Consider the following 16,089-nt stretch of genomic DNA (forward strand, 5'->3'; position numbering starts at 1 on the left):
GTATCGTCCTTTTAACGGGGTGAGGCTGCCCAAAAGTACGGAAAACCTTTGAACAGCCTCTTATTTTCATATGGATGCCTTACATATATCACTGATAATAATTATGAAATGCGGAAACATAATTACCATCAACTGATTCAAACATGAGAAATGAAACCCTACAGTGATTCCATTCCTCTACATAATCTAAAGTTTGGGTACACTAGATTCATGCAATGTAGGAGCTTTCAGAGTAGAAAGCGAACCTTCGTTTAAAATGATAGCATACATATCTCCCTCAAAAATATGCAAATATGCATATATCGTTTTTATTTCTCAATGTCGGAATATTGAAAAATAAAAGGTGCAAAGGTAAAATAAAGTCATTATCCGTCTTCTTTTGTCAGTCAGAGAGAATAGAAGAATAGGAGAGGAAAAAATGAGAAAATCATTGAAACAAAAAATAGTAAGCTCTTTGCTTGCTGTATCACTCGCTGTTAGCTTAGCTCCAATTGAGCAAGCAAAAGCGGATTCCACGTCAGAGGTTACACAAACTCCATCTATTACAAAACAGATTGATCCAAACCGCGCGATTGAACATGTTCGTTTCTTATCTGAAACAATTGGTCCTCGCCCCGGTGGAACAAAATCCGAAGAATGGGCTTCTCGTTACATTGGTATGCAGCTTAAATCAATGGGCTATGACGTAGAATATCAACCATTTCAGGTGCCCGATCAATACGTTGGATTCATTGAATCACCACTATCAACAAAACGTAATTGGCAAGCTGGTGCTGCTCCTAATGCACTCATTTCTACAGAAGCTGTTACAGCTCCCCTTATCTTTGTTCAAGGTGGGACAAAATTAGAAGATATTCCAAATGAAGTAAACGGTAAAATTGTTTTATTTGAAAGAGGAACGACAGTTACAGACTATAATAAACAAGTTGAAAATGCTGTTAGCAAAGGTGCAAAAGGTGTTCTTTTATACAGTTTAATTGGCGGACGCGGAAATTATGGACAAACCTTCAATCCCCGCCTAACGAAAAAGCAATCTATCCCTGTCTTTGGTCTTGCTTATGCGCAAGGAAATGCATTTAAAGAAGAAATCGCTAAAAAAGGGACAACAATTCTTTCCCTAAAAGCGAGACATGAATCTAAATTAACATCTCTAAATGTTATCGCCAAAAAGAAACCAAAAAAGAGTACAGGTAATGAAAAAGCAGTCGTTGTAAGCTCGCACTATGATAGTGTTGTCGGAGCACCTGGCGCAAATGATAATGCTTCTGGAACTGGATTAGTATTAGAACTAGCTCGTGCTTTTCAAAATGTAGAAACTGATAAAGAAATTCGCTTTATTACCTTTGGTTCTGAAGAGACTGGATTACTTGGTTCGGATTATTACGTGAATAGTCTATCCCAAAAAGAACGCGACCGTATTTTAGGTGTCTTTAACGCCGACATGGTTGCAACAAATTATGATAAAGCAAAGAATTTATACGCTATGACACCTGATGGCTCTACAAACTTTGTAACAGACGCTGCCTTGCAAGCAGGTAAACAACTAAATAATGACCTCGTCCTACAAGGTAAATTCGGTTCTAGTGATCATGTTCCATTTGCTGAAGCTGGTATTCCTGCTGCTCTATTCATTTGGATGGGTGTGGATAGTTGGAATCCATTAATCTATCATATTGAGAAGGTATACCATACACCTCAAGATAACGTATTAGAAAACATTTCATCTGAACGAATGAGAATGGCATTAGACGTTATCGGAACAGGAGTTTATAACTCGCTTCAAAAACCTGTTCCTCAAACTGAACAGAAAGCTGCTTAATCATTTAAAAGACCACTGATTTTATCAGTAGTCTTTTATTGAGAAAAAATATATATGCATAAAAGCATATTTTATCCTACCCATTATCGTATACAATATTAACTGTAACAACACCGATTACAACTAATAAGGAGGCTTTTTCTATTATGAAAAAAATGATTTTAGCAGGTGCATTAACTTTAGCAGGAATTACTGGAGCTACTGCGTTTATTCCTGAAACAAAAGTCGCTGCTGCCGCTCAAGAACAAAGCTTTACAAAATTTTATTCTTTGCAAACTGGAGGTAGTTCTGAACAAGAACCTATTTTCCTTCAAAAAGGACAAGAACTAACAATTCATCCTAACAGCAAAACTCCTAGTTACAGTGTTTATGACTCAAATCATAACCTAATTGGACGTTATTCTGATGGTTACGGCCGAATTTTCACTGCAAAAACAAATGGAAATATGTATGTTCAATTTCATGCACCTTACGTTTACTATAGTCCTGTTAGTTTTTCTGTTACTTATACTATTCAATAAAAAAGAGGTCCTTTATAGGGCCCCTTTTATTTCTCTTGCCAATTCACTTTTACGAATCCATCTTTCACTTTTAATCCGCTTATATTCAATACATACTCTTCATTTGCTTTTAAAGTAACTGTAAAACTACCTTTTTTCGATTCACAGATTTCCTTTAACTCCTTTATCCACATAAGAAAGTTGGTGCCTTGATGAAAAAACCTTTATCCACGTCTCTTGAAAAATATCTTCCGCATCTTCTTTCGTTTTCGCTAACTTATAGCATAAGGAATATATTTGCTTCTTATATATATCAATTAATTCTTCTACCTTTTCTTCCATCATAAGCCTCCTGTCATTTATATAAGACGACGCAAATTCCCTTTTTGTTTGATAAAATTTTATTTTTTTATTATCTCCACATAAAAAGGCAATCACAACATCGTGTGATTGCCTTTTATTTAAAAACGAAAGTCCGCTTCCGCTTTTCTTAATTACATTTTTTCTGGTGCAGATACTCCTACGATTGCTAATGCATTTTGAAGTGTAGTGCGTACTGCTTTCATTAACTCGTAACGAGCTTTACTTAATTCTAAATTATCTTGGTTTAATACTTTTTCTGCATTGTAGAAGCTGTGTAATGTTGCTGCTAATTCAAATGCATAGTTTGTAATACGGTGTGGTAGACGTTTTTGTGCTGCATCCGCAACTACCGCTGGGAATTCACCAAGTTTTTTCAGTAACTCTACTTCTTTTTCAGAAGTAACAAGTTTGTAGTTCACATCTCCGCCTGTAGCTAATCCTAATTCTTCACCTTGGCGAAGGATGCTGCATACGCGAGCGTGAGCGTATTGTGCATAGTATACTGGGTTTTCATTAGATTTTGATACAGCTAAGTCCATATCGAAGTCTAAATGAGAGTCACCGCTACGCATTGCGAAGAAGTAACGCATTGCGTCCACGCCTACTTCTTCCATAAGCTCACGAAGTGTAACTGCTTTACCCGTACGCTTACTCATCTTCATTTTTTCACCATTTTGGTATAGTTGTACCATTTGGATGATTTCTACTTCAAGCGTGTCTTTATCGTAACCAAGTGCTTGAATAGCAGCTTTCATACGTGGAATATAACCGTGATGGTCAGCACCCCAAATGTTAATTAACTTATCGAAACCACGCTCTAATTTATCACGATGATACGCGATATCTGGCGTTAAGTATGTGTAAGAACCATCATTTTTAATTAATACACGGTTTTTATCGTCACCGTAAGTCATTGAACGGAACCAAGTTGCACCGTCTTCTTCAAAGATCTCATCGCGCTCTTTTAATACAGCAAGTGCTTGATCAATTTTCCCGTTTTTGTATAATGATGTTTCTGAGAACCATACATCAAATTTAACGCGGAAGCTTTCTAAGTCTTTTTGAAGTTTTGCTAATTCATATTTTAAACCGTACTCACGGTAGAATTCATAGCTTTCTTTTTCATCAGCTTTCGCATAACGATCACCGAATTCTTCTGCTAAACGTTTACCAATTCCAATGATATCCGCACCATGGTATCCGTCTTCTGGCATTTCTTTTTCTAAGCCTAAAGCTTGCATGTAACGAGCTTCAACAGAAAGAGCTAAGTTATGAATTTGGTTACCAGCGTCATTAATGTAGTACTCACGAGATACATCGTATCCTGCTTTTGCTAATAGGTTACATAAAGTGTCACCTACTGCCGCACCGCGTGCATGTCCTAAGTGAAGGTCACCTGTTGGATTCGCAGATACGAACTCAACTTGTACTTTTTCACCTTTACCAGTATTCGTTTCACCGTAAGCTTCACCAGCGTTTACGATTGTTGGAATTAAATCTGTTAAGTAGCTATTATCCATATAGAAGTTAATAAAACCAGGACCAGCGATTTCGATTTTTTCAATAGAAGCTTTTGCTTTATCGAAGTTTGCAACTAGTTCTTCTGCAATCATACGAGGTGCTTTTTTCGCAACGCGTGCAAGTTGCATTGCCATATTTGTAGAGAAGTCACCATTTGTTTTATCTTTTGGAGATTCTAATACAACGTTTGGAATTTGTTCTTCTGTCGCTAATTCTGCCTTTAATACAGCAGCCTGAATTTCTTCTTTAATCAATCCTTTTACCTGTTCTAAGGAATTCATTATTTTGCCTCCTTCAAATTAATTGTAATAGTATATCTGCCAGCTTCTTGTTCACTTAGAAGCAATGCGTACGTTAAGAAGAGTTGTCCTTTTTTCTTTTCATCCGACCATTTAAAAAGAACGTTATCAGTCTTTGTTTGCAATGCAAACGTACCAAGTTCACTCGTATACGTACCAGTTGTCCATTCACCTTTCGCATGCGTCTGACGCATAGAAACAGCACCTGAACGCATAATGAGAACTTGTTCATCTTGAATTTTAATAATTGTTTTCACTTCGCCTTGTTCGTTCGGCTCCTGGAATGTTACATATGTACCTTGACCTTTTACATAGTATTGACCATTTGCTTCAAAAGCAACGGTTTCCTTCCTCGCCCCTTCACGGATTTCTGTTACGAAATGAACGTGTACCGGCAAGCCTGCAAGTTGTTTCTCCACGTCTTGCACACCTTTCAAATGTTATAGATATTAAATACTACTTATAATAAATCACTTTTCCTATCATATCAAAAAAAGACTCTGTCTGTCTGCTGAAAAATCAGGAAAACTCCATTTCAAAAAATAATTCACTTCTACTTTATTTCATATGATAAAATATTTTTTAAATCTAAATATTCTTTCAATTAAAGGGGTGAATGTAGTGATACCAACAAAGTTAAAAAAGGGTGCTGAAATACGAGTGATTTCACCATCGTGTAGTTTAAGTATTGTTTCAAATGAAAATAGAAAACTTGCTATAAAAAGATTAACTGACATGGGCTTTCAAGTTACATTCTCAAAATATGCTGATGAGATAGATCGATTTGCTTCCTCCTCTATTTCTTCCCGCATTCAAGACCTCCATGAAGCATTTCGAGACCCTAATGTAAAAGCTATTTTGACTACACTTGGCGGATACAACTCAAATGGTTTATTGAAACATCTCGATTATGATTTAATTCGTGAAAACCCGAAATTTTTCTGTGGTTATTCTGATATTACTGCCTTAAATAATGCAATTTACGCAAAAACAGGGCTTGTTACATACTCAGGACCCCATTTCTCTTCGTTTGGAATGGAGAAAGGGCTCGGGTATACAACCGATTACTTTTTAAAGTGCTTAACTTCTAATGAGCCTATTGAAGTCCTTCCATCTGAAACATGGAGCGATGATTCTTGGTATATAGATCAGGAAAATCGAGAATTTATTAAAAATGAAGGATATGTTTCAATTCAAGAAGGAGAAGCTACGGGAGATATTATCGGTGGCAATATGAGCACATTTAACTTACTGCAAGGTACACCATATATGCCAAATTTAAAGGAGAAAATTTTATTTATTGAAGAAGATAGTTTAACTGGAACATCTACTCTTAAAACTTTTGATCGTTATTTACATTCCCTTATGCAGCAGCAAGGTTTTGAATACATAAAGGGAATCGTTATAGGAAAGATGCAAAAAGGTGCAGAATGTACGATAGAAGACATTCAAGAAATGATTGCTTCAAAACCTGAACTTGCACATATCCCTATCATTGCAAACGCAAGTTTCGGGCATACAACCCCGATTTTCACTTTTCCAATTGGTGGACGTGCAAAAATTATTTCTCACAAAGAGAAGACATCTATCACTATTTTAACGTACTAAAAAAGGAGCGAATGAGTCGCTCCTTTTATGGTTTTTCTATTTTTTCCAACGCTTTTTGCGGAATGGATTCTTTCGGGATTTCAGCCCATCCTTTTCCTTGCATACCTTTTGCATAAATTTTTATAAACGCCCCCGTATGCAATTCACGGTTCATCATTCTTTTAATAACCTGTAACTTTCCATCTTCTGTATATCCTTTAAAAGTATACAAGTATTCTCCGTCTTTTTTCTCACCTTTATCTATAACCGCATAATAATCTTGTATTTCTTTATTTGAAAAGAAGTTGTCTACAAAAGCATGTACACCTTCTGTTTTTGTGTTCAAATAATACGCTGTTCCACCTAGAATAATGGCGAATACAGCTAAAACTTTAATTACCAATTTCATACATGAACCTCCTGTTTGCACTTCTTTCTCGCTAGTATTATATCTATACTTGTATTATACGGAAAAGAGCATACTATACTCTATCTAAAAGTCTTACACTTTCCTTACATTATTGTAAGGGATTTTTTCTTACAACCAGTTCCCAAGAAAAAATTTTTCCGTTTCATACACTTTTATATTATTATTGAATGATACGAATTTTTATTACAAAAATCAAAGGAGACAGTTTTCAAATGGCTATCTTGCAAGGTTTAGCACTATTACTTGTTGTACTTTGTCTATTTACACTTTTCAGTTACCGTGCGCCTTACGGAATGAAGGCGATGGGCGCTTTAGCTAATGCAGCAATTGCAAGTTTTCTTATTGAAGCATTTCACCGTTATATAGGTGGAGAAATGTTTCATAATGACTTTTTACAATCAGTAGGAGAAGCTTCCGGTAGTATGAGCGGTGTCGCAGCAGCGATTTTAGTCGCATTAGCAATCGGTGTTTCCCCCGTATATGCTGTTTTAATTGGTATCGCTACTAGTGGATTTGGTATTTTACCAGGATTTTTCGCTGGATACGTTTGTGCCTTCGTCGTGAAATTTCTCGAAAAGAAATTACCAGCTGGTGTGGAATTTTTAGCAATCCTATTTATCGCTGCACCAATCTCACGCGGAATGGCAATGCTTATGGATCCGCTCGTTAACGCCACACTTGGTAAAATCGGTTCTATGATTTCAGTTGCAACTACAGAAAGTCCTATCATTATGGGTATTATGCTTGGTGGATTAATAACAGTTATTTCTACCTCTCCACTGAGTTCTATGGCACTAACTGCAATGCTTGGATTAACAGGTTTACCAATGGCAATTGGTAGTCTGGCTGTAGCAGCTTCAGCCCCAATGAACTTTATTTTCTTTAAACGCTTAAAAATTTGTTCAAAGAAAGATACAATTGCTGTAGCAATCGAGCCTTTAACACAAGCCGATGTTGTTTCAGCAAATCCGATTCCAATTTATGCGACAAACTTCGTTGGCGGTGCACTTGCTGGTATTATTACCTCTCTGTTCCAGCTCGTTAATAATGCACCAGGAACAGCATCACCAATCCCAGGACTTCTTGTCTTATTCGGATTTAATGACGTTGTAAAAGTAACAATTGCTGCTATATTATGTGGAATCGTTACCACTATTGTCGGATACATCGGATCTATTGTGTTCCGTAAATATCCAATCCGCTCTGCTGATGAAATTCGCGGAGTTACTTCGGAAGAGAAGGTTGCATAAGAAAAAGAGCTATTCCCATCGTTTAGGAATAGCTCTTTTTTGTGTCGCGTAACAGTAAATGAAATTATATCGGCGGTTTTTTAATATATCAGCGCAACTCGAATTATATCGGCGATTTTTTTAATATATCGACTTACCGACACATAACGAAAAAATAAGAGCCCTCTAATCATATAGAGGGCTCTTATTTTATCTAGCTGCAGCGGCTAGAATGATCGGTGGCTTCGCTTCTTCCTTGGAGGCAAAAAGCGCCTTTTGCAGGAAAGAACCTTAGCCACCGGGCCTAAACAGTCGGCTTCACTTTTATTTCACCCAACCGAGCAGCATTTCCCGCACGAATTTGCTTGCTGCGACTGGTGTTTGATCACTATGGTCGTAGACTGGAGCTACTTCTACCAAGTCTGCTCCAACTACATTTATATTTGAATTTGCAATTGCTACGATGGAATCTAATAATTCTTTAGATGTGATACCGCCAGCTTCTAACGTTCCTGTTCCTGGAGCGTGAGCTGGGTCTAATACATCAATGTCGATTGTGACATAGACTGGGCGGCCAGCAAGTTTCGGTAATACTTCTTTTAACGGTTCTAATACGTCAAATTTGTATAAGTTCATACCTACTTCTTTCGCCCATTCAAATTCTTCCTTCATTCCAGAACGAATTCCGAAAGAATATACGTTTTCCGGACCAATTAAATCACACACTTTACGAATTGGTGTAGAGTGGGATAAAGGCTCCCCTTCATACGATTCACGTAAATCAGTATGAGCATCCATGTGGATGATTGCTAAATCCGGATATTTTTTTGCCATTGCCTTAAAAATTGGCCAAGACACTAGGTGCTCACCGCCGAGACCTAGTGGAAACTTATCGGCATCTAAAAGTTTTGATACATACTCTTCAATCATGTCTAAGCTGCGTTGTGCGTTTCCGAATGGTAATGGGATATCACCCGCATCAAAATATTTTACCTCTTCTAGTTCACGATCTAAATACGGGCTATATTCTTCAAGACCGATTGATACTTCACGAATACGTGCAGGGCCAAAACGAGATCCCGGACGGTAACTTACTGTCCAATCCATAGGCATCCCATAAATAACTACCTTTGACTCTTCAAAACTTGGATGACTTTTAATAAATACTTTACCTGAATAAGCTTCATCAAAACGCATATTCTTTTCCTCCTTATGTGGAACTTAAGGTATCCCAACCTTTCACTATTTCTCAAATTTGGAGCGAATTGCTCCTCTTTCTCGATTTACCGGGTCTTCTTTTTAACAACAAGAAGACGATTTTCTCTACAGAAGTGTAAGTAGCTAGCATGTTCAAGTCTTCTGGACAAACACCTTAAATGAGCTACTTACACTTTATTTGTTTGATACAATTCTCTTACTTAATTAAATCGCCAACAAATTTCGGTAATGCGAATGCTGCATTGTGTAATTCTTTTGTGTAGTATTTCGTTTCGATTTCGTGGAAACGCTCTTCACTTACTTCTAATGGATCATGTTTTTTAGATCCAATTGTGAACGTCCAAAGACCACTTGGGTAAGTTGGAATGTTTGCTGTGTATAAACGAGTGATTGGGAAGATCTCTTTTACGTCTTTAAACACAGTTGTAATTAACTCTGGTGTGAACCAAGGGTTGTCCGTTTGTGCAACGAAAATACCATCTTCTTTTAACGCTTTTGAAATTCCAGCGTAGAAGCCTTTTGTAAATAGGTTTACTGCTGGTCCTACTGGCTCAGTAGAATCTACCATAATTACATCGTATTCATTTTCGCTTTCTGCGATATGTAGGAAACCGTCTCCTACTTTTACTTCTACACGCTCATTATCTAATGCGCCTGCAATTGATGGTAAGTATTGTTTAGAGTACTCAATTACTTTTCCATCGATTTCAACAAGAGTTGCTTTCTTTACACTTGGGTGTTTTAACACTTCACGAATAACACCACCATCACCGCCACCAACAACTAATACGTTTTCAGGGTTTGGATGTGTAAATAAAGGTACGTGCGCTACCATTTCGTGATAAACGAACTCGTCCTTTTCTGTTGTCATAACCATGCCATCTAAAATAAGCATGTTTCCGAACTCTTCCGTTTCAACCATATCAAGTTTTTGGAATTCTGTTTGCTCCGTATGTAATGTGCGGTTAATACGCGCCGTAATCCCAAAATGTTTTGTTTGTTTTTCAGTGAACCATAGTTCCATCGTACAATCACGCCTTTCAATGCAAATTTATAATAGGGACATCATTAATGTCCCCTAACAAAAATAAAACAAAACATCCAAAATGTATAGTTAAAAGTACAAAAATACCGAAAATATATTTTAGTCAGAGGGTTCTAACATATGTGCGGAAAGGGTTTGCACCGTAAAAGGAAAGAAAACCCTTTCTTAAGAAAGGGCTTTTGTCTCTATTTCTGCTGGTTTACGAATCGGAATTAGGATCATAATACAACCAACTAACACCACAATTCCACCTACTAAAAACGGACTTTGTGGTGAAACAGTATGACCGATAATTCCTGATAAAATCGGAGCAATTGCGCCCCCTAACCAACGAACGAAGTTATAAACACCTGACGTAACAGATCTTTCATAAGGTGAAATATCCATTACATAACTTGTGTATAATGCATTGTTTAAGCCAGACGCCAATCCTGATAAAACGATAAGAGTAATTTGTAACCACATAATTTTCACAAAGAATAATGCAATTAAGAAAATCGCAAATACGAGTAAACTACCCTTCAATAATGTTTTTGGTTCATATTTCCCTTCTAGCTTATGTGCTAAAATTGCAGAACCGTAAGCTAACGCGAGTCCCCATCCGCAAAATACAAAGCCTAATTGAATAGCTGATAAATGCATAATAAGTGGTGAATATGCTAACACGACAAAAAATCCGTAGTAGTATAGCATCCCTGAAATGGCACCTTGCATAAATGGTTTATACTTCACCAGGTTAAGTAATTCCCCTACGCCAGCAGCCTTACGCTTCACTTTTCGTTCTGGTTCTTTTACAAAAAAGAATACTAAAATAAATGCTAAGAAAATTAAAATACTCGTCGCGAAAAACGGATAACGCCAAGAATGACCACCTAATATCCCGCCTAATAACGGTCCGCCAGCCATACCTAAGCCGATAGCTGCTTCGTATAATCCTACTGCTTCATGAACTTCTTTACTTAATGCAATCAATAAAGTCATCGCCGTCGCGAAGAACATCGCATTCCCTAATCCCCATCCAGCGCGGAAAAGAGATAATTGAGCAATCGTTTGTGACATACCACATATAAACGCAAATACAGTCACAATCGCAAGACCGATTGTCATCATCCGTTTATCACCAAATCTCGATGCAAATATACCAGATGGTAACATCATAATTGCCATCGTTAAAATATAAGCGGTAAATAACATTTCAACTTGCCAATGCGATGCACCAATTTTCTCTGCAATAATCGGCAAAATTGGGTCGACTACTCCTATACCCGAAAAGGCAAGGAAGGTAGCCACCACTGTAATCAATCTCCCTAGTTTTTGTTTGCTCTCCATTTTGATTACTCTCCTTTTGTGCTCTCTAAAAATGTTACTGCACGATGTAAACTATCTTCTAGTTCTGCCTTTACACGTTGCATTTGCTCCATTTTTTCGTCTAACGTTTGCACTTGTTTTTCAAGCATATCTTTAATTTCTTGAATCACTTCACGATCACGAGGGTTTTCGCTATTTCTTCTTTGCTCCATTCTTTCTTTTAGTGATAAGAAATGCTGCATTTCTTGAAGTGTGATTCCTAGCACTTCTTTCGCTTCTACAATTCTTTTAATTCTGGCAATATCCTCATCCGTATACAGACGGATATTTCCCTCACTACGTTCTGGGGGATGAATTAAACCAATTTCCTCATAATAACGAAGTGTACGTTTTGTTAAACCGACTTGCTTTGTTACTTCATCAATTTTATACATGTTTATTCCTCCCTTCACTTGATTATTACATTTTACGTTAACGTTAACTTTTCTGCAACTGTTAGACTTTTGTAAATGTTTGTCATATTCAATTGTATTTTCCCTAAAGCAGTTTCATAATAAAAGAAAAGAGATAATAAGGAGAATTTCACATGAGTAAACCACTTATTTTCGCTCACCGCGGAGTAAAAGGAACACATCCCGAAAATACGATGATTGCCTTCCAAGAAGCAGAACGCATTGGTGCTCACGGAATTGAACTCGATGTCCACTTATCAAAAGATGGTGAACTTGTCGTAATTCACGATGAAACCGTCGATCGTACAACAAATGGCGTTGGACCTGTTTCTGAAAAAACGGTAGAGGAACTACAATTATTGGACGCTGGTAGCTATAAAGACCCTTCTTTCCATGAAGCAAAAATCCCAACGTTGCGTGAGGTTTTCATTTGGCTTTCCACAACGAACTTACAACTAAATATTGAATTAAAGACAGATGTGATTCATTACCCAAATATTGAGGAAAAAGCTGTTGCACTTGTGCGTGAATATCATCTTTCTAATCAAATTGTATTTTCATCATTTAACCATGACTCTGTTTCATTATTAGCAGAAATTGCTCCTGAAATCCCAAGAGCAATTTTATATGATACACCACTTGCTGATCCAATTGCCGAAGCAAAGCATAGAGAAGCAAGTGGATTACATCCAAACTTCCAGTTATTAACGAAAGAATTTGTGCAGTTAGCACAAGAGCAAGGATATGTTTTCCGTCCATATACAATTAATGAATACAAAGATTTACAAACTATGATTGATTATGGTGTAGATGTCATCATTACCGATTGGCCAGCACGTGCCTTTGAGCTCCTTTCTTAATGGAAAGGGCTTTTTTATTTTCGAAATTTCATTGTTTAAAATAAACGAAAACCCTCAATACTAATACAATAACGCTTGTATTAATGAGGGGCTGAAAAAAGATGGATCAAACTATGAATCCAAAACTTAAAAAATATAAACGTCTTTTCTTCACCGCAATGTTTTCGTGCGTCCTTTTCTTCGTTTTTTCTTTTTTTGTTATTATTATAGTTGCAAAAATTATGGGACCTCCTCCTGTTGCGGTCCCGCAAACAAGCGTCTTTTACGCAAACGATGATACTGTTATTGGACAAAGTAACGAAATTCAAAAACGTTACAATGTCTCTCTTAATGAAATTTCACCTTATGTAAAAGAAGCGACCCTTTCTATTGAAGATCAAAGATTTTATAAACATCACGGCTTCGATGTGAAACGGATTGCAGGTGCAATTGTTGCTGATTTAAAAGCGATGGCAAAGGTACAAGGAGCTAGTACAATTACACAACAATACGCGCGTAATCTGTATTTAGATCATGATAAAACGTGGAAACGAAAATTATTAGAGGCAATGTACACTATCCGCCTTGAAGTAAACTATAATAAAAATCATATTTTAGAAGGATATTTAAATACAATTTATTACGGACATGGCGCTTATGGCATCGAAGCTGCGTCCCGTCTATATTTCGATAAAACGGCAAAAGAGTTAACATTAGCAGAAGCTAGTATGCTGGCAGGTATCCCGAAAGGGCCAAGTGTCTATTCTCCCTTTTTGAAAGAGGATCGCGCTAAAGGACGACAAGCTCTCATATTAGATGAAATGGTGAAGCAAGGATATATTACGAAGCAACAAGCAGCCTTAGCGAAGAAAGAGACACTAACTTTTGCCTCATTAGATACGAAAAAAGTAGCAGAGGTCGCACCATATTTCCAAGATGCTGTACAAGCTTCGCTTCTTCGTGATGTTGGATTAGACGAACAAGCTTTACAACGAGGTGGCTTACGAATTTATACAACGCTAGACCCTAAACTACAAGCTGTAGCAGAACAAGCTGTAAAAGATCATATACCTGACACAACAAACATACAAACTGCTCTCGTCTCTATGAATCCAACGACAGGTGAAGTGGCTGCTCTTGTTGGTGGAACTGATTATAATATGAGTCAATTTAACAGGGCTACACAAGCCGTTCGTCAGCCTGGTTCTACATTTAAGCCATTTCTATATTATGCGGCATTAGAACGAGGATTCACGCCTGCTACGCGCTTAAAAAGCGAATATACTGTATTCACCTTAGGTGACGGCGTTTCAAAGTATAAACCGAAGAACTATAAAGATTATTATGCAGATGATTTCGTAACGATGGCACAAGCTCTCGCAGTCTCTGATAACATTTATGCTGTGAAAACGAATTTGTTTTTAGGAGATGACACGCTAGCAAAAACAGCGAAACAATTTGGAATTAAAAGTGCATTAAAAGATGTGCCTTCTCTAGCTCTCGGTACATCACCAGTAAAACCAATTGAAATGGTTAACGCTTATAGCATGTTCGCAAACGGTGGAAAAGAAGTAAAACCTACTTTCATTCGCCGCATTATGGATCATGAAGGAAATATATTATACGATGCTCATTTAGAGAGTAAACAAGTTCTCGACAAGAGCAAAGCGTTTGTAATGGAAGAAATGATGACTGGTATGTTTAATAAGAAACTAAGCAGTTATGCTGCTGTAACTGGCCAATCGATGTTATCAAAATTATCAAGAACATATGCCGGCAAATCTGGTTCTACTGAAACGGATAGTTGGATGATCGGATTTACTCCGCAAATCGTAACAGGTGTATGGGTCGGATATGATCAACCTAAATCTATTTCAAACGTAGCAGAACAGGGGTATGCGAAGAAAATATGGACTGATACGATGGAGAAGGGCTTAGATGGACAGCCTAAAAAAGAATTTAAACAACCAAGTGACGTCGTAGCGGTTAATATCAATCCAGAGAACGGTAAAATTGCTACAAAAAATTGTCCTATTTCTGTGAAAATGTATTTCGCTAAAGGTACCGAACCGACTGAATATTGTATGGATCACGTCGATGATAAAGAAGAATTTGAAAAAACGGCTGAAGAAAAGAAAAAAACAAGTTGGTGGAAAAAATATCTTCCTTGGTAAAAAAAATAGCTGACGGGCATCCGTCAGCTATTTTTTATTCACTTAATAATGCACGGCGCAATTCTTCACTAGATTCGTTCCAAATCGCTTCATTATGTTCTTTCAAGAACGTACCAAGTACCTTTTTAGATGATTCATCCATATGGTCAACCATAATGTGACGCTTCAATGATTTATCCATTTTATTTACGTGTTCTGGAAGTGATTTATATCCGCGGCGAATCTCACGGTCAACTGTCATTTCACAAGCTGTTACACCTGCGTAATACGCACCTGTCGCAGTTCTTTCAATTGTTACCCAAACAAGCCAAAATGGTTTTCCATTTGGAACTTCATCTTTATTTGTTAAAAACTTAATACCTTTTTCTACTGTACTACGCGCATGCATCGCACCGATATCAACGAATGCAGTCTTCTCTAGTACATCAACAAATACAGGTGAAATGTTTTCTAAGCTTAATGCTCCAACACCAAATCCACCATGTCCATCTGTTGAATCATTTTTCACGATATTAAAACCGATTTTTTTCTTTTTCTCTGTCATATGTAAAATCCTCCTCACTTAAAAATTATAAAAGGCCAAAAATAGGCGCAATGATGCTGTCTAAAAATACAAATACATGCGGAATAACTACCTGGAAAATAGGTTGAATTGTGTAATTACTAAGCGGTGTAATAACGAGAATTAATAACGCAATTGCCCCGTATTTTTCATACTGTGTCATTTTTGCGCGAATATTTGCTGGTGCTAAATCTTCCACTACGCGATACCCATCAAGTGGCGGGATCGGTAATAAGTTAAATACAAGTAAAACGATATTCAGCATAATAAAAATCTGGAAAAATTGAGCTAACGTATCTGCTACTGCAGATGGAATTGAGTATAATACACCAAATTTTAATAAGCTATACCAAATAATTAAACCAATTGCACTTAAAATTAAGTTACTAATCGGCCCTGCAATTGAAACTAATATACCTGCAAGACGCGGTCTTTTAAAGTTATATGGGTTAACAGGAACCGGTCTTGCCCAACCGAATCCAAGAATTAATACTGCAATCAAACCGATAGGGTCTAAATGGGCCATCGGTGATAACGTTAAACGCCCTTGTCTCTTTGCTGTATCGTCCCCAAATTTATATGCAACATATGCATGTGCAAATTCATGAACGGATAGTGCAATAATAATTGCCATTGCTACTAACGGAATTTCGTGCAATGGATATCTAAATAACTGATCCATACTTCATCTCCTCTTCCATATGTCAAAAAAGAAATTATTTGTTTTTTCGATTGTTCTTCCC

General features: G+C 37.1%; 15 protein-coding genes and 2 pseudogenes. 6 read left to right on the forward strand and 11 right to left on the reverse strand.

The window, feature by feature from the left end; all coding sequences use genetic code 11:
• The first annotated feature begins 418 nt into the window (after nucleotides 1-418).
• Both ACUN13_RS24200 and ACUN13_RS24205 read left to right on the forward strand, forming a co-directional pair.
• Complete coding sequence (locus ACUN13_RS24200; protein ID WP_025687503.1) at nucleotides 419-1,819, forward strand: M28 family metallopeptidase; 1,401 nt, start codon at nucleotides 419-421, stop codon at nucleotides 1,817-1,819.
• Nucleotides 1,820-1,965: 146 nt separating this feature from the next.
• Nucleotides 1,966-2,340: a hypothetical protein gene (locus tag ACUN13_RS24205; RefSeq protein WP_025687502.1), complete on the forward strand. Its 375-nt coding sequence runs from the start codon at nucleotides 1,966-1,968 to the stop codon at nucleotides 2,338-2,340.
• A gap of 26 nt (nucleotides 2,341-2,366) precedes the next feature.
• Here ACUN13_RS24205 and ACUN13_RS24210 read toward each other — a convergent pair.
• The 4 genes and pseudogenes from ACUN13_RS24210 to ACUN13_RS24225 form a co-directional block, all read right to left on the reverse strand.
• Nucleotides 2,367-2,507, reverse strand: a pseudogene (locus ACUN13_RS24210) (anti-sigma factor); the annotation flags it as partial.
• Nucleotides 2,506-2,724, reverse strand: a pseudogene (locus tag ACUN13_RS24215) (sigma factor); the annotation flags it as partial. The pseudogenes ACUN13_RS24215 and ACUN13_RS24210, both read right to left, overlap by 2 nt.
• A gap of 89 nt (nucleotides 2,725-2,813) precedes the next feature.
• Entirely contained in the window at nucleotides 2,814-4,484 is a 1,671-nt protein-coding gene (gene argS / locus ACUN13_RS24220; protein ID WP_001086454.1) for an arginine--tRNA ligase, read from the reverse strand.
• Nucleotides 4,484-4,921, reverse strand: coding sequence for a DUF1934 domain-containing protein (locus ACUN13_RS24225; RefSeq protein ID WP_000414865.1), 438 nt, complete (start codon nucleotides 4,919-4,921; stop codon nucleotides 4,484-4,486). Before ACUN13_RS24225 ends, argS begins: the two co-directional genes overlap by 1 nt.
• Before the next feature lie 202 nt (nucleotides 4,922-5,123).
• Here ACUN13_RS24225 and ACUN13_RS24230 point away from each other — a divergent pair, with 202 nt between their 5' ends.
• Complete coding sequence (locus ACUN13_RS24230; RefSeq protein ID WP_006922030.1) at nucleotides 5,124-6,110, forward strand: S66 family peptidase; 987 nt, start codon at nucleotides 5,124-5,126, stop codon at nucleotides 6,108-6,110.
• 25 nt (nucleotides 6,111-6,135) lie between these two features.
• Here the strand turns inward: ACUN13_RS24230 and ACUN13_RS24235 are convergent, their stop codons facing one another.
• Nucleotides 6,136-6,498 carry a YxeA family protein gene (locus ACUN13_RS24235; protein ID WP_000779921.1) on the reverse strand — a complete coding sequence of 121 codons (363 nt, stop codon included), beginning with the start codon at nucleotides 6,496-6,498 and terminating at the stop codon, nucleotides 6,136-6,138.
• 233 nt (nucleotides 6,499-6,731) lie between these two features.
• On the opposite strand from ACUN13_RS24235, the gene ACUN13_RS24240 reads away from it, so the two are divergent.
• Complete coding sequence (locus tag ACUN13_RS24240; protein ID WP_000996319.1) at nucleotides 6,732-7,769, forward strand: PTS sugar transporter subunit IIC; 1,038 nt, start codon at nucleotides 6,732-6,734, stop codon at nucleotides 7,767-7,769.
• A 303-nt stretch (nucleotides 7,770-8,072) separates the two neighbouring features.
• Here ACUN13_RS24240 and speB read toward each other — a convergent pair whose 3' ends face one another.
• The 4 genes from speB to ACUN13_RS24260 all read right to left on the reverse strand — a co-directional run bounded on the left by speB (nucleotide 8,073) and on the right by ACUN13_RS24260 (nucleotide 11,753).
• Nucleotides 8,073-8,945: an agmatinase gene (gene speB, locus ACUN13_RS24245; RefSeq protein ID WP_001209831.1), complete on the reverse strand. Its 873-nt coding sequence runs from the start codon at nucleotides 8,943-8,945 to the stop codon at nucleotides 8,073-8,075.
• Between the two features lie 217 nt (nucleotides 8,946-9,162).
• Nucleotides 9,163-9,990, reverse strand: a complete 828-nt coding sequence (speE, locus tag ACUN13_RS24250) for a polyamine aminopropyltransferase (RefSeq protein ID WP_000424696.1) — start codon at nucleotides 9,988-9,990, stop codon at nucleotides 9,163-9,165.
• A 186-nt stretch (nucleotides 9,991-10,176) separates the two neighbouring features.
• Entirely contained in the window at nucleotides 10,177-11,340 is a 1,164-nt protein-coding gene (locus ACUN13_RS24255) for an MFS transporter (protein ID WP_089607764.1), read from the reverse strand.
• A gap of 5 nt (nucleotides 11,341-11,345) precedes the next feature.
• Nucleotides 11,346-11,753, reverse strand: coding sequence for a MerR family transcriptional regulator (locus ACUN13_RS24260; RefSeq protein WP_000276560.1), 408 nt, complete (start codon nucleotides 11,751-11,753; stop codon nucleotides 11,346-11,348).
• Nucleotides 11,754-11,905: 152 nt separating this feature from the next.
• Here ACUN13_RS24260 and ACUN13_RS24265 point away from each other — a divergent pair, with 152 nt between their 5' ends.
• Together ACUN13_RS24265 and ACUN13_RS24270 are read left to right on the forward strand one after the other, a co-directional pair.
• A complete protein-coding gene (locus ACUN13_RS24265) occupies nucleotides 11,906-12,631 on the forward strand; it encodes a glycerophosphodiester phosphodiesterase (protein ID WP_089607765.1) in 726 nt (241 codons plus the stop codon).
• A gap of 101 nt (nucleotides 12,632-12,732) precedes the next feature.
• Complete coding sequence (locus ACUN13_RS24270) at nucleotides 12,733-14,784, forward strand: transglycosylase domain-containing protein (RefSeq protein WP_089607766.1); 2,052 nt, start codon at nucleotides 12,733-12,735, stop codon at nucleotides 14,782-14,784.
• A 34-nt stretch (nucleotides 14,785-14,818) separates the two neighbouring features.
• Here the strand turns inward: ACUN13_RS24270 and ACUN13_RS24275 are convergent, their stop codons facing one another.
• Together ACUN13_RS24275 and ACUN13_RS24280 are read right to left on the reverse strand one after the other, a co-directional pair.
• Nucleotides 14,819-15,328 (reverse strand): YwhD family protein, encoded by a 510-nt coding sequence (locus ACUN13_RS24275; protein WP_000136678.1) that lies wholly within the window; start codon nucleotides 15,326-15,328, stop codon nucleotides 14,819-14,821.
• A 25-nt stretch (nucleotides 15,329-15,353) separates the two neighbouring features.
• Nucleotides 15,354-16,028, reverse strand: a complete 675-nt coding sequence (locus tag ACUN13_RS24280; RefSeq protein ID WP_000372445.1) for a site-2 protease family protein — start codon at nucleotides 16,026-16,028, stop codon at nucleotides 15,354-15,356.
• Nucleotides 16,029-16,089 lie beyond the last annotated feature (61 nt).

This window comes from Bacillus cereus group sp. Bce041 (genome assembly GCF_052646455.1).